Origin of the sequence: Chryseobacterium capnotolerans, from assembly GCF_021278965.1 — a bacterium.
In the GTDB taxonomy this organism is placed as follows: domain Bacteria; phylum Bacteroidota; class Bacteroidia; order Flavobacteriales; family Weeksellaceae; genus Chryseobacterium; species Chryseobacterium capnotolerans.
Genome location: NZ_CP065589.1, coordinates 3,909,950 through 3,924,765, shown reverse-complemented (window position 1 = coordinate 3,924,765; position 14,816 = coordinate 3,909,950). Strand labels below are relative to the sequence as shown.

Here is a 14,816-nt window from a genome sequence, read left to right as displayed (position 1 = left end):
TATCTTGTTTAGTACCCAATAATCTGCTTAATTGCTTTCAAATTTAAACAAAAATTAGAAGTAAAGATGGATGGAAATCTAAAAAAGTTTCTTTATGGGCAGATTTTAATTAAAATTAACATATTATGTGAACAGATGTGTGAAATAAATTGAGAATAATTGTATTTCATAAAAGTTGATAAGAAAAATTGTATACCACTCATCAAGTATATACCTTTGCAGTTCAATGAAAAATACCATCAGCTTATTCGATTTTTCGAAAAAAATAAATTACAAAAATGAATTGCTGGCAGGCTTTACCGTGGCCATGACCATGATTCCTGAATCGCTTTCATTTGCCATTCTGGCAGGGCTTTCTCCACTTACAGGGTTATATGCAGCCTGCATGATGGGATTGGTAACAGCCGTTTTAGGCGGCCGTCCGGGAATGGTTTCAGGAGGAGCCGGAGCTACCATTGTGGTGCTGATTGCATTGATAAAATCTCATGGTGTAGAATATCTTTTTGCGACAGTTGCTTTAGCGGGAATTCTTCAAATGCTTGTTGGGATTTTTAAACTTGGGAAATTTGTCAGACTTATTCCACAACCGGTTATGTATGGATTTCTTAATGGGTTGGCGGTTATCATTTTCATGGCTCAGATTGAACAGTTTAAAATTACAGATGTGAACGGAGCCGTAAGCTGGCTTCAGGGAATACCACTTTACATTATGGGTGGATTAACAGCGCTTACCATTGCAGTTGTTTACTTTTTTCCAAAACTTACGAAAGCTGTTCCTGCATCATTGGTTGCCATTATTGTGGTGTTTGCTGTAGTATTGGGATTCAATATTCAAACGAAAACAGTAGCAGATATTGCTCATATCAGTGGAAACCTTCCCAGCTTTCATATTCCCCAAATTCCGTTTTCCATGGAAACGCTGCAAATTATTTTTCCTTATGCATTGATTATGGCTGGAGTAGGTCTTATCGAGTCTTTACTTACTTTATCGATGGTGGATGAAATTACCAATTCCAAAGGAAATGCCAACAAAGAATCAGTAGCACAGGGAATAGCTAATATTACTAATGGATTTTTTGGTGGAATGGGGGGCTGTGCAATGGTTGCCCAGACCTTGGTGAATCTTAATGCAGGATCCAGAGCCCGATTATCAGGAATTATTGCTTCCATTATGATTTTATTGATTATCCTGTTTGGGGCCCCTGTCATTGAGAAAATTCCGATGGCAGCTTTGGTAGGCGTTATGATGATGGTGGCTATCAGTACCTTTCAGTGGGTTTCTATCAGAATTGTAAATAAAATGCCGAAGTCCGATATATTTGTAGGAGTTACGGTTGCTTTAATTACTGTGGTGCTTCATAACCTTGCATTAGCAGTTTTGGTAGGAGTGATTATTTCTGCCCTGGTTTTTGCCTGGGACAATGCCAAAAGAATCCGTGCGAAAAAGCATACTGATGAAAACGGGGTTAAACATTATGAAATATATGGCCCTTTGTTTTTCGGTTCAGCAACAGCTTTTGCAGATAAATTTGATCCGATGAACGATCCTGATGAAGTGGTAGTAGACTTTAAAGAAAGCCGTATTGTAGATATGAGCGCGATTGATGCTGTAGATAAACTATCAAAACGATATAAACAACAAGGAAAGACATTATTTCTTCGCCACCTTAGTGAAGACTGCCGAAAAATGCTGAAAAATGCTGAAGCTGTAGTAGAAGTGAATATTCAGGAAGATCCTACCTATAAGGTGATGCCGGAAAAATAATAGGAAAGTCAATAGTGAATTTTGCTTTGCAAGTGAATTGTGAATTTTTGAAATCCTGTCAAGATTGACAAGCGAAGCAAATTCCCATTCATTATTCCCAACATAAAACAATTAAATTCCCATAACCAAACAAGGACTGTAAGAAGAAAACCTTACAGTCTTTATTTATTACTATTTATTCCTCTAAATCATAAAATATCTTAAAACAGAGATAGAAGGTAATACGTTTATGATAAAAATTTTATCTTTGGGAAGAATAGAGAATTAAACACTTTTTGATGATTAATAAATTTTAAATCTTTTTCAAGAAGCTAAATAAAACTTTTAACTTAAAACATATTGAAAACAGATATCGACATTCATAACCACTGTCATTTCTCCTTTGACTTGTGGCTCACCTTAATCAAATCTCATCCTGAATTTAAAGCAAAAAGAGTTGGGCTGTTCTCCTCGTTTTTTAATGTGGATGCACCAATAGAAGTGGTTGCAAGAACTGTAAAATATTACGATGATCTTTGCAATACCATTAACGAGGTTACAGGGGGAATATAGATACTTTTGAGATTTATCTGATGATTCTGGGCGCATTGAATGTAGATATAAAGCTTTTAAACAAAGAAAAGTTTAATGAGTTTTATGAGAAAAGTGAAGAGTTGTTTTTAGAATATAAACCTGTTGTTATTTTTGAAAATATTCATGATTTTTTTGATGAAATTAAAAATCAGGGAAAAACCATCAATATTCTGAGTAATACAGGATTTATCAAAGGAAAAACAATGAGAAAGTTTCTGATTCATGAAAATTTGGATCAGTATATTGATTTTCATATTTATTCTGATGAAATCAACTGTTCAAAACCGAACCCGCTTATTTTTCAGGAAGTGAAGAATAATCTTAAAAATCAGGATCTTCCGTTGCACCAGATTTTACATATTGGTGATAATCCTGTGGCTGATTATAAAGGTGCTACAGACTTCGGGTTCAGCGCACATTTACTTAAACACTAACCATAAACATGAACAAAAGGTACAGCTTACACCACATTCATTCAGCGGATGAGTTCACTTTCTCACCGGCAGAATACAGCTATTTCAAGTATGGCGATAAGTCGTATGCTGAAAAATTTGCAAAAGAATTATTCGAAGGATTTATTTCCGAAAATGAGGAACTTTTTAATACAGATAAAGAAATTGTAGTACTTCCAAGCCCTTATATGGCCATTCCTACGGCTTCCAATTTCTTATGTTTTTATTTTAAAAAGCATTTGGATTTTTATCTGTTTCAAAAAGGAAAAAAATCAAGCATCTTATCTAAAATCAATAGAAATCATACGTATATCACAGATTATGGGAATCTTAACTTTGAAGATCGTAAAAATCTGATTGCCAATGATACTTATTATATTGATAAAGACTTTTTAAGAGGAAAACTTTGTATTTTTATAGACGATATAAAAATTACAGGAAGTCATGAGTTTACGGTGAACAAAATTCTGGATGAATATGACGTAGAAGCAGACTTTATGTTTCTGTATTACGCTGAACTGATGAATTTTGATCTGGATCCTAAAATTGAGAACTTCTTCAATTATTATGCAGTGAAAAATGTAAAACATATTGCTGAAGTAATGAACAAACCAAGTTTTCAGTTTAATACAAGGATTGTAAAATATATTTTAGGCCTGGATTCAAGTAATTTTGACTATCTTACGTCTAATGTAAAAAGGAGCAGATGGATCTCCTGGTGGAGCTTGCCATCAGTAACAACTATCATTTAATAAAAGAATATAAAAATAACATCAATACTTTAACACAAACGGAATTATATTATGGCTATTAACTTACAAAAAGGACAAAGAGAAAATATCAACGCACCTAAATTCACTGTAGGTTTAGGATGGGATGTGAATAATACTTCTACAGGAACAGGATTTGACCTTGACGCTTCTTTATTTTTACTAGGAGACGACAAGAAGTTAGTTTCAGATAATCACTTTATTTTTTATAACAATACTGAATCTCCGGATAAATCTGTAATCCACACAGGAGATAACCTTACGGGAGAAGGATCTGGTGATGATGAGCAGATCAAAATTGATCTTACAAAGATTGATGATGCGGTAAAGGAAATTACAGTAGTCGTAACTATTCACGATGCAGACGCAAGAAGACAGAACTTTGGACAGGTTAGAAATTCTTTCATCAGAATTTTCAATACAGATACGAATGAAGAAATCTTAAAATACGAATTGGATGAAGATTTCTCAATTGAAACTGCAGTAGAATTCGGAAGAATCTACAACAGAAACGGAGAATGGAAATTTGAGGCAGTAGGAGCAGGACAGAGAGACGGCCTTGAGAAATTTGTATCAATTTATCAGAAGTAATTATGGACAATCAAGAAAATCAACCGATAGATCCACTTGGATCAATTGAACCTCTTAGAACATTTGAACCGGCTCCAATGGTTCCACCGGCACAGCCTGTTGAGAATGCAGCACCAGCGGTTCTTGTGGATAGAGAGGGAAATGTAAATCTGACTCAGCTGCAGTCAGAAGAACGTCAGAAATATGAAGTTTTAGCAAACTCTATTGATGAAGCTAATCCGGGATCCATTGTGAATTTTGGAGCTGAGCTTCAGAAAACGTTAACTAATCAGAGTGACAGTTTCTTAGGAAACGTAAGGAGATCAAACTCTGGAGAAGTAGGGGGGCTTATCAATGATCTTTTGGTAGAGCTGAACTATGTAGACGTAGAAGAGCTAAACGGAAATAAAGTAAAAAGCTTCCTGAGCAAATTGCCATTCATGAAGAAGGTAATCACTCAGGTAGAAAATTTATTTACAAAGTATGACAAGATCATCAACAATATTGAACAGATCTCTTATAAAGTAAATGCAGGAATCATTACTTCCACCAAAGATAATGCAGTTCTTCAGACTATTTTTGAAAGCAATGTGAACTCTATTAAGCAGATTGAAGATCTTGTAATTGCAGGAAATATAAGAATGGAAAGAGCTGCTGTAGAATTGGCTCAAATGGAAGCCAACCCTGCTAGCTTTCAGGATTATCAGATTGCAGACAAAAGAGATTTTATTGCAAGATTAGACAGAAGAATGGCTGATCTTAAAGTGGTGCGTGTAATTATGATGCAATCGCTTCCTCAGATCAGATTGGTTCAGAATAACAACGTTTCTATTGCAGAAAAAGCACAGACTATTCTTACCACGACACTTCCTGTATGGAAAAACCAACTTTCACTTGCCGTTGCTATGTACAGACAACAGCAGAATATTGAAATCCAGCAGAAAGTATCTTCTACTACTGAAGAAATCTTAAGAAAGAATGCTGAGCGTCTAGGTCAGAACTCCATTAATGTAGCGAGAGCTAACGAACAGACTATTGTTTCTGTAGAAACGTTGAGAGAAACAACTTCAATGTTGATCAATACATTAAATGAAGTGAAACAGATTCAGAAACAAGGAGCTGATAACAGAAGAAAACTGGATCAGGATCTTCAGACATTAGAGCACGAACTGAAAGCAAATGTCAGAGGTTAATTTATAGGGTACTACGGTGGGGGAAGATGCAGCAACCATATTGTCACAGAGCAAAAGAAGGTTAACAAGGCTTAAACTTCTGGCTAATTTTTTTGAACATATTGACATAATATCCATTTACATCAAAACCGATATTATCCACAATCTGTTCCAGGAAAATACGGCCCTGGATTACAATAAACTGGAACTTTTCCACCTGCAGTATACCGACAGCCTCATAGAACTTTTGACTAAGATCAAAAGGCAGAAGGAAAATGATATGCTGGCGGTGCTTAATGAAATTGACATCAATAAAAAATATATTTCAGGTTTTGAAGAAAGACAGGTAGACAGTTTTCAGACCGACAGGAAAATGTACAGCGGTATATTTTCTCAGCATCTGAAAGCTTTGTACAAAGACCTTACAGAAGATGTTTTCACAGCCAATTGGGATAATGTACTGTATTTTCATAAAAAATATGCGAAGGAATTTTATAGGCTGGAAGCAGATGAATCTCTACTGAAGGCGGAATCTTTTCCTGCCTATCAATACAAAGATTATTCTATTGAAAGAAAGCTCTTAGGAAGGTTGAATATACAGGGGTTTAAAGTCCGTTTTGTCTGTGGCTATGCTATCGGGACTCATGAATATGAGCTTTTCAAAATCTTTCAGACTGATGATTATTTTATTTTCAGTGTAGATGATAAAAAGCTTTATCTTTTCGATAAGGAACTGGATAAGCTTGATATTTCTGAAAATCAATCCAATCAGAGTACCATTATTGACCAGCTTAAGAATAAAAATGAAGAGCTGGAAAATACAATGAATGAAAGAAAACGCAACTTACCACCAGAGGTAGAAGCGGTCTTGAAGGATTATATCAGAAACCTCGAGAATATAGATATTATGAGCAAAATATTTGCTTTTGATGAAGAAACAAATATTCTACGGGCAATGCTTAATTTGAATCTGAATAATCAATAAAACGAAATTTGAAACAAGCGAATTATATTTTCGCAAAAAATGTAAATAACAACTAAACATAAAAAGATGGCGATCAACTTACAAAAAGGTCAGAGAATCAACCTTAAAAAAGAAAACGGAGCTGAACTTTCCCAAGCTTGTGTAGGAATCAACTGGGGAGCAATTGAAAAAAAAGGACTTTTCGGAACTAAAAAAGAAGCAGTAGACTTAGACGGAAGCTGTATTTTATATGATTCAAACAAAAATGTTACTGAAGTAGTGTATTTCGGAAATCTGAAATCAAGAAACGGTTCTGTAAGACACAGTGGAGATGATCTTACAGGTGATATCAACGGGGATGATGGATTAGATAACGAAGTGATCACTGTAGATTTCAGTAACCTTGAGCCTAACGTGGATCACGTGGCAATGGTATTGAACAGCTACAAAGGTCAGGACTTTGGAACTATTCCTTTTGCGTCTATCCGTATTTATGAGGGAACTCCAACCAATGTAAAAGAGGTTTTTGCTAAATATGATGTAGCTAACGATGCTTCTTTCAGAGGACATGTTGCTATGGTATTGGGCGTATTCTACAGAAGAAACGGTGAATGGAAATTCAATGCGATTGGAGATCCTACAGCTGACAGAAAGCTGGAGCAGACGATCCAAACTGTACAGATGAATTATTTATAATCGTTTATACATCAAAATGTAAATAAAATAGCAATATTTGTACTTTGTTACATCTATTGCTTTTATCATATAATAACATAACTCAAGTGGAACATCAAAGTATTTTAGATCTGCACCCTGGCTTGGTGTGGGGATTTGCGGTAACAGTCGTTATCATGTTACTCCTGGATTTAGGAGTTTTCAACAAAAAAAGCCACGAAGTTTCCTCCCAAGGAAGCTACCATCTGGTCTATCGTATGGATCTCGCTGTCTATGATCTTTTCAGGAGTCGTGTATTGGGTCTTCAATACAGACGGAACCCCTGAGAGTCATGCACTGGCGGTAGAGAAATTTACACAGTACCAGGCAGCTTACTGGATTGAGAAAGCCCTTTCTGTAGATAACTTATTCGTATTTATCCTGGTTTTCGGATTCTTTAAAGTTCCGAAATTCCTTCACCATAAAGTTCTTTTCTGGGGTATTATTGGAGCACTAATCTTCAGAGCGATATTTATCTTTGCAGGAGTAGGGTTGATTAACCTTACCTATCTTCCTGAAATGGATATTTTTGGAACACCTGTGAAAATTAATGTGGTAATGACCTTGTTCGGTTTATTCTTGGTGTATGCCGGGATCAAATCATGGGGCGACGGTGGAGATGATGAAGATGAAGACTACAGCAATACTGCAGGTGCAAGATTAATTAAGAGCTTCTGGAAAGTTTCTGATAATTATGATGGTGATAAGTTCTTCACCATTCAGAATGGGATCAAAATGGCAACACCACTATTAGTCGTAGTAGGAGTTATTGAGTTTACGGACGTTCTTTTTGCAGTAGATTCCATTCCGGCGATCTTTGCGATTTCAAATGATCCGTTTATCCTGTATACATCGAATATCTTTGCAATTTTAGGTCTTAGATCATTATATTTCCTATTAGCCAACTTTATCCACATGTTCAGCAAACTTCCTTATGGATTGGCGATTATCCTGTCGTTCATCGGAGTTAAAATGCTTATTGCACCATGGATTCATATTCCTTCTCCAATTTCATTAGGGATTGTAGGTGGAGTATTGGTTATTTCAGTTCTTTTATCCGTTATCTTCCCTGATAAAGAAGAAGAGAAGAAAGAAGAATTAGAAGAAAAATAAGATATAAACAATACAAAAAAAGAGCCCTCCGGAATTTAATTCTGGAGGGCTCTTTTGTTGAGAAAATATAAGATACAAGATTTAATGAGGTATTTTTTACGGTATTAAATTTTATCGTAGATAAAATCCTTGCATCTTAATATAATATTCTACATTATAAAAATTTGCGCCTTTGCGTTTTCCAACTCTTATATAGGAATTTATATTCAAATAAAATAGACAGACTTGTCTGTATGTTGTTTTTTTCATACATTTGTTCTATAAAAGAAAGCAATATGAAATCCCCAAGAGAAAGAATTATAGAAACAACGTTTGATCTGTTTGCAAGGCAGGGCTATAATTCTACGGGAATCAACCAGATTATTTCTGATGCAGGAGTAGCCAAAGCAAGCTTTTATCTTCACTTTAAATCCAAAGAAGACTTGTGTGTAGAGTTTCTTAAGGTAAGACATGAATATTGGTTTAATGAGCTTCATGTTTTTTCTGCCCAATCAGAAAATGTGAATTCGAAAATCATCAACGCTTTTGATTTCCTGATCTATATGAATGAGAAAGAAAATTTCAGAGGTTGCAGTTTCCTGAATATTTTATCAGAAATCCCGATGGATAATGTTAAAATTCTGAATGTAATTCAGGCTCACAAAGCAGATCTTAGAAATTATTTCCTGGAATTACTCAAAGATGATGCTCTTTCCGACCATATTTATATGCTTTTTGAAAGCAGCATTATAGAAAGCCAGCTTTTTAAATCGAATGAACTGATATTGAAATCAAAAAAAATAGTTAACCATTTAATTTTTTAAATAATGGAACAGAAACATCCGCTACCGCCTTTCACTCTTGAAACGGCAAATCAAAAAATTCAGATGGCAGAAGATGCCTGGAACAGTAAGGATCCTGAAAAAGTATCCAAAGCATATACCTTAGACAGTGAATGGAGAAACAGAGATACTTTTGTGAACGGAAGAGAAGAAATTGTTGTATTTCTTCAGAAGAAATGGGAAAAAGAACTCAATTATAAACTTAAGAAAGAATACTGGGCACACACAGACAACCGTATTGCCGTTCGTTTCGAATATGAATACCAGACCAAAGAAGGAAACTGGTTCAGAGCCTATGGAAATGAAAATTGGGAATTTGATGAGAACGGATTAATGGCTAAAAGATATGCTAGTATTAATGACCTTGCTATAAAAGAAGAGGAACGTAAATTGAGATAAAAGAATACAACCAAGAGTAAAGATTCAAAGATTTTCCTTGCCGCTAATGCACAAATTATAAGTGTATTCGCGGCTTTTTTTATTTAATAAGCGTGATACAACTAAAAATAAATAGTTATAGAACTGAAACACTTTCAGATGTTTATGGAAAAAAAATATTTTCTGAGTGAAATAATATTTCTAAATTTAGAGAGTTATTAATTAAAAACACACTTATGAAAAAAAGCATCTTAAATTCAAAGCTGTTCAAGCAGCTCATTACTTATGGTACTATAGAAAGAAATCATAACACTTAATTTCTATACCATGAGCAGAACGAGAATTGTAAAGGGGACCTATACCAAGATTTCCCAGGAAGGGCATAGCATGTATTCCAATGAAAATATTATCACTACTGCAGGGAATTCAATTACAGAAACAGGTGTAAAAGATGGGGTTAGTTATGGAATTCCCAAATATGCACCGGGAATAGAGTTACCCGCGAAATGTCTGGTGCAGTTCAGGGCAAAAGATCATTGGAAAGGAGAAGATTATGGCTTCGATTGGATGCGGTTGGGGGAGACTTCCAATTTTGGAGATAAAAATTATAAAGAGGTAGTCGCTGAACAGTATAAGAAAAGTAAAGATAAAAAAGATAAAGCTTTTACCACGCTGGAAACCGATCCTAATGAATATGAAGGAGATTTTAAAACCTCGTCCTCTCTATTTGCCAGGCTAAGGAATGAATATGGAGTATATAGTATTCCCTGGAAGAAAAAAGCAGATGGCAGTGCAGAAGATTATTTCTGTTCCTGGCTTTCTTTGTATCCTTCCCAGATAAAAGATGAATCCGGAAATCTTACAGCTTCTGGTTTTAGCAATACCAAAGCGTTGTTAAGCCTTATTGTGGAAGTGGACGAAGAACCACAGATTTTAATATTTAAAGAGAATCCCCATTTTAAGATAGACCCGATGGAAATCACTACCAAAAGCAAGGGTAAACATGATCTTAAAGATTATGTTACAATAGAATGCTTGGAAGAATTTTTTGTGGATCAGGATATAGAAGTATATGCTGTTTCTAAAAATGAAGAAGGAAAAGAATTAGAACAGCTGGCTGGAAAACTGAAGGTCTGGGCGAATGATGCTTCGAAAAGGAAGAAGGCTAAGGCGCTATTAGTAGAAATTAAAACACCTGAAATTATACTCACAAAAGGAGAAAGAAAAGGAATGGCTTCTGGGCAAAAAGAGTTATTTGAAAAATATCTTCGGCACGCATTGATTGAAATAGAGGTAGAAACCTATTCTCTGGATTTATCTTCTGATTCTAATTTACAATCAGGCGGAAAATATGTGGAAGGTAGAAATATATTGGCATATTATGACAATGAAAAGCATATTCCTTCGGCTCATGTAAAAGGATATATGAATCTTGCTTTTTACCTTAACGGAAAACTAAAAGAAGACCTGAAGAATAAAAAAGAGAATGAATACAAATACAGTAAATATTTTGTCGCCTTTTATCTGGGAGAAAATGGAGGCTGTATGGACAAATCAAATGCGTATAAAGGTTTGAATGGCTATGCCCTCAATGATTTTGTAATCCTATTTCCTGGAAAGAGCAATGAAACCGCAGCACATGAATTCTTGCATACCAAAGGAATACCTCATAGTTTTACCAATAATGCTGCAGATTCTAATGCAGAATATACCTACATTTATGGAATGACAGAAAATATTATGGATTATTCTCATATTAATGAAAAACTTCGGTATAGTCTCTGGAAATGGCAATGGCAAAAAACAAACTCTAAAATAACGAATCTATGATTAAATATCTTTTTTTATTGATATTATTAGCTAATATTTCTTGTAATGCTCAAAAAAAACCTGTTATGATACCAGAAGTAGATAATAACTTTGAAAAATTTGACTCAATAAAATTTAATAGTTCTATAAAAGAAAGTTCTGATATATTAAGAGAATTTTTATCTAATGGAAATTATATTGAAATGACAGTTTCAAATTCAGGAAAATATTATTTAGAGACTTTTAAAGACTCTTATTATATGATTTCAAAATCTTTTTACTCCAACGGAAATATAAAAAGAAAAGGTATTGGATTCAATGGAGATGCATTTAAAAAAGGTATCTGGTACGAATTTGATGAAAAGGGAAATCTTATCAAGGAAACAGATTATGATATACCATTCAAATTTACTTTTGAGGATATTTTAAATTTTTGTAAAAATAAAGGAATAAAAATAGACAAAGGTCCTATTTTGCAGAGTACGGGATGGCATAATAAAATTTTTAGAGATCTAGAAAATGGAGATCCAGTATGGGAAATTGAGCATTTAAAGAAATCAGATTTGGTTGAAATCATCAAATTAGATGGGATTACCGGAAAGATTATAGGAACAAGCACTTATAAATATATCAACAATTAAGCATTATTTTTTTTTAATAATGAATAAGCTCACACAAAGTCAGTTTCACTAAATTTCCAAATTAAAAAATAATATGGGATTACAAAAACGCACAATCTATTCATTTGTTATTTTATTATTCCTTCATGAATTTTGTTATTCACAAAATATTCTTGATAAGTTTAAAGATAAAATAGATTTTGATCTACTAAGTGAAGTCATTAAAATGTCAACTAATGATACAATCTTTGTAAGTAGTCTTAAAAATAAAGGCAATAATGATTATTTTTATAATAGCAAAACCAAAACTAAGATAATTCCTGAGGGATATGAAGTGGCTTATCCTTTTATAGGAAAAACAGCCATTGTAAAATATAATAATCGTTGGGGGCTCATTGATAGAGCAGGAAAATTTATTTATTTTCCTAACAATCCCAATACCATTCGATTATCTTCTTATGAGAAATACGGAATATTTTCTAATAATGATTCAGAAAAAGCAATTTATAATTTAGAAAATGGCTTTTTACAACAAGGATATACTACATGTGCAGAACCTGTTATTCCAGATTATTTTATTAAAAAAACAGATTCTAACAAATATCGTTTAATTAAAGCCGAAACTAATGAATCAGTTTTTAAAACTGATATGGATTCTATAATTTCAAAAAATAGATTGATATACAAAGAAAATGATGACATAAACCTAATACTTGTTCAGAAAAAAAATAATTATGGTTTATTCCTTTCAAATGGAAATGAACTGCTTAAACTAAAATATAAAAAGGCCAAATTTTTAGGTGAATATATTATGGTATATGAAAACAATATTTGGAATTATTACACTTATAAAAATAATGAATTACATTTAGCCATTTCAACAAAGATAGAATGTATAAGTTCTGCTTATCAAAATAATATTATTGGAGTATTTAAAAAAAATAACAAGTATAATCTTTTAAAAATTAATGGTGAAATATTACCATCAAGCTTTGATTATATAAATGATGATGGAACTTTTGGAGTCAATGGAAACTCAGTGGTGGTTTTTAATTCAATTGCAAATTATTATCATTACTATAGACAACATATTTATTGATGTTTTTCTGAGGATATCAAAAAACAGTTGGAAGATTCTAAGTCTAAAACAAAAGAAAGCATCTTAATTTCAGGTATATCCTACATGATAAAAATGTATAATAGTCTTTTTTATTAATGAAAAAATTGTCAGTTTAAATAGTAATATGATAAAAGTATTGATATCCTTTCTGAATAATTACAATTCACTTTTCTTCCCATGCAAAAGGGTATTGATCTTTCTTCTGGTCTGAACAGATACTTTATAAGCACCATCGCGTAATTTCTGGATCTTTCCGACAGGTTGAAAAATCATTTTACTTTCAAACGGATTAAACGAAAGCAGTTCATTACTACAATCACGGGGATCCAACAGAGCGTCTTGATTTATTTTCACTTCTCCGATTTTAATATAAGGAGAGTTTTTCCATTCCACATTCAGGCGGTTGATAGGTTGGTCTTTCAAATCATAACAAAGCTGAATTAAAACATCTGCTGTAAAATCATTCTTCTGAAGATAATTCCTTAAAGCTTTTTTAACATTCTGCTTCTTATCCATATTTTTATTTACGGACCTGGGACTTATTTTTATTTTCATCATATAATCTCCCAGACGGTAAGCACCTACAGAATGATAGTCAAAAGAGAGAATGAAATCATTTCTCTTGCTGAATAATTTTAAAGCATTTTTGATAAATGAAGCTGTGAGAATAGATGGGATGACTTTCAGTATTTGTGCTATCAAAGAAAACAAGCTGCTCCATTTATTATTATAAGATTGATTAATAGCGGTAAACAGTTTTAAAAAAGTAGAAACAGAATTAACCGGGAACAACGGAAAATTCACTAAGGGATAATTGGAAAGCAGATTATTGTTTTCATCCCTGATTTGTACCGCAAAACCATAGGCAGGAATATCCCTCTTTGAATTGGTAATTTTGAATTGAGCATTGGAAAGCCTTATCAACAGATCAAATTTCTCCCTATCAAAAAACGGTTTGAGGAATTCAGGAATATTAGGATCCACCCAAAAAACTCCCTTGGCAACAGCATATGTTTTCGCATGGGCGTTTCTGGTAGCATAATTGACGTCACTTATAGAAGAGGATTGCTCAACAAAATCAGCAATCGATTTTTTATTGATTTCCAGAAGTTCTTTTTCCTCTTCATTAAGCTCATCAAACTTCTTGTTATATAATATCGGATTTGGCATTTAGTTTTTAAATCCAATTATAACGCCAAGTTTCGAAATCTGTGTTAAGGAATTATTACAATTATTTGAATTTTGAGTAAGCTAGAAGCAGGAAGTTGGAAGCATGAAGTTCTTGAGTATATTGTTTTAATAAATTTTGTATTCAAGTTGTTGATTATTAGTATTTAATTATTTTAAGTAAGAGTGAATAGAATAGCAATATTTGATATTGAAGCACTCAATTTTTAAACTTCCATCCTCGAGCTTCCATCTTCCAAGCCTAAAAAAACTTTATCTTTGTAAAAAATTATAATATGGGAGTAGCAGATTTGTTATTTAAACGTAAAAAAGAATTAGCCGAAAAGAACCTTAAGGACGGTAAAGAATATATGGAAGAGTATGGTAAGAGAGAAACTGTTGTTCAATTACCAAGCGGCTTACAATATGAAATCATCACTGAAGGAGATGGCGCAAAACCAGGACCAAAGTCTACCGTAAAATGCCACTATCACGGAACTACTATTTCCGGTAAAGTTTTCGATAGCTCCGTAAAAAGAGGAACTCCGGCATCTTTCCCTTTGAATAGAGTAATTTCAGGATGGACGGAAGCACTTCAGCTAATGCCTGTTGGAAGCAAGTGGAGACTGATTATCCCACCGCATTTAGCATATGGAGATCAGGAGATCAGCAAAGAAATCGGACCAAATAGTACTCTTGTTTTTGAAGTAGAATTACTGGGTATTAAATAATCCGGCTTAAAAATAAATTAAAAATTTACCTGATTTCAGGTAAATTTTTTTATTTGTACTATATTCGTATAGATGAA

15 protein-coding genes and 1 pseudogene are annotated in these 14,816 nt (G+C 33.5%); 15 read left to right on the top strand and 1 reads right to left on the bottom strand.

Annotated features, from left to right (window positions below):
* Positions 1–226 precede the first annotated feature (226 nt).
* The 14 genes and pseudogenes from H5J24_RS18810 to H5J24_RS18745 all read left to right on the top strand — a co-directional run bounded on the left by H5J24_RS18810 (position 227) and on the right by H5J24_RS18745 (position 12,820).
* Positions 227–1,765: a SulP family inorganic anion transporter gene (locus H5J24_RS18810; RefSeq protein WP_068939850.1), complete on the top strand. Its 1,539-nt coding sequence runs from the start codon at positions 227–229 to the stop codon at positions 1,763–1,765.
* A gap of 339 nt (positions 1,766–2,104) precedes the next feature.
* The gene (locus H5J24_RS18805) at positions 2,105–2,317 is read left to right on the top strand and encodes a hypothetical protein (RefSeq protein ID WP_232815770.1); all 213 of its coding nucleotides are present in this window, start codon (positions 2,105–2,107) and stop codon (positions 2,315–2,317) included.
* A 20-nt stretch (positions 2,318–2,337) separates the two neighbouring features.
* Positions 2,338–2,772 carry an HAD family hydrolase gene (locus tag H5J24_RS18800; RefSeq protein ID WP_232815769.1) on the top strand — a complete coding sequence of 145 codons (435 nt, stop codon included), beginning with the start codon at positions 2,338–2,340 and terminating at the stop codon, positions 2,770–2,772.
* 8 nt (positions 2,773–2,780) lie between these two features.
* The gene (locus H5J24_RS18795) at positions 2,781–3,542 is read left to right on the top strand and encodes a phosphoribosyltransferase family protein (protein WP_346729924.1); all 762 of its coding nucleotides are present in this window, start codon (positions 2,781–2,783) and stop codon (positions 3,540–3,542) included.
* A gap of 51 nt (positions 3,543–3,593) precedes the next feature.
* Positions 3,594–4,151: a TerD family protein gene (locus H5J24_RS18790; protein ID WP_068939844.1), complete on the top strand. Its 558-nt coding sequence runs from the start codon at positions 3,594–3,596 to the stop codon at positions 4,149–4,151.
* A 2-nt stretch (positions 4,152–4,153) separates the two neighbouring features.
* The gene (locus H5J24_RS18785) at positions 4,154–5,323 is read left to right on the top strand and encodes a toxic anion resistance protein (protein ID WP_185124646.1); all 1,170 of its coding nucleotides are present in this window, start codon (positions 4,154–4,156) and stop codon (positions 5,321–5,323) included.
* Positions 5,324–5,363: 40 nt separating this feature from the next.
* A complete protein-coding gene (locus H5J24_RS18780; protein WP_232815768.1) occupies positions 5,364–6,287 on the top strand; it encodes a hypothetical protein in 924 nt (307 codons plus the stop codon).
* A 66-nt stretch (positions 6,288–6,353) separates the two neighbouring features.
* A complete protein-coding gene (locus tag H5J24_RS18775; protein WP_068939841.1) occupies positions 6,354–6,962 on the top strand; it encodes a TerD family protein in 609 nt (202 codons plus the stop codon).
* An 86-nt stretch (positions 6,963–7,048) separates the two neighbouring features.
* A pseudogene (locus H5J24_RS18770) lies at positions 7,049–8,093 on the top strand (TerC/Alx family metal homeostasis membrane protein).
* Positions 8,094–8,368: 275 nt separating this feature from the next.
* Positions 8,369–8,896, top strand: coding sequence for a TetR/AcrR family transcriptional regulator (locus tag H5J24_RS18765; RefSeq protein WP_068939839.1), 528 nt, complete (start codon positions 8,369–8,371; stop codon positions 8,894–8,896).
* A gap of 3 nt (positions 8,897–8,899) precedes the next feature.
* Positions 8,900–9,313: a nuclear transport factor 2 family protein gene (locus tag H5J24_RS18760; RefSeq protein ID WP_185124645.1), complete on the top strand. Its 414-nt coding sequence runs from the start codon at positions 8,900–8,902 to the stop codon at positions 9,311–9,313.
* A gap of 306 nt (positions 9,314–9,619) precedes the next feature.
* On the top strand, positions 9,620–11,122 hold the full coding sequence (locus H5J24_RS18755) for a zinc metalloprotease (protein ID WP_068939835.1): 1,503 nt from the start codon (positions 9,620–9,622) through the stop codon (positions 11,120–11,122).
* Positions 11,119–11,742 carry a hypothetical protein gene (locus H5J24_RS18750; protein ID WP_068939833.1) on the top strand — a complete coding sequence of 208 codons (624 nt, stop codon included), beginning with the start codon at positions 11,119–11,121 and terminating at the stop codon, positions 11,740–11,742. The genes H5J24_RS18755 and H5J24_RS18750 overlap by 4 nt, the downstream gene beginning before the upstream one ends.
* 73 nt (positions 11,743–11,815) lie before the next feature.
* Positions 11,816–12,820 carry a hypothetical protein gene (locus H5J24_RS18745; protein ID WP_141395616.1) on the top strand — a complete coding sequence of 335 codons (1,005 nt, stop codon included), beginning with the start codon at positions 11,816–11,818 and terminating at the stop codon, positions 12,818–12,820.
* 177 nt (positions 12,821–12,997) lie between these two features.
* Here H5J24_RS18745 and H5J24_RS18740 read toward each other — a convergent pair whose 3' ends face one another.
* A complete protein-coding gene (locus H5J24_RS18740) occupies positions 12,998–14,011 on the bottom strand; it encodes a catalase family protein (protein ID WP_068939828.1) in 1,014 nt (337 codons plus the stop codon).
* A gap of 293 nt (positions 14,012–14,304) precedes the next feature.
* On the opposite strand from H5J24_RS18740, the gene bamJ reads away from it, so the two are divergent.
* The gene (gene bamJ, locus H5J24_RS18735) at positions 14,305–14,739 is read left to right on the top strand and encodes a BamJ family beta-barrel-assembly machinery protein (RefSeq protein WP_068939826.1); all 435 of its coding nucleotides are present in this window, start codon (positions 14,305–14,307) and stop codon (positions 14,737–14,739) included.
* Positions 14,740–14,816 lie beyond the last annotated feature (77 nt).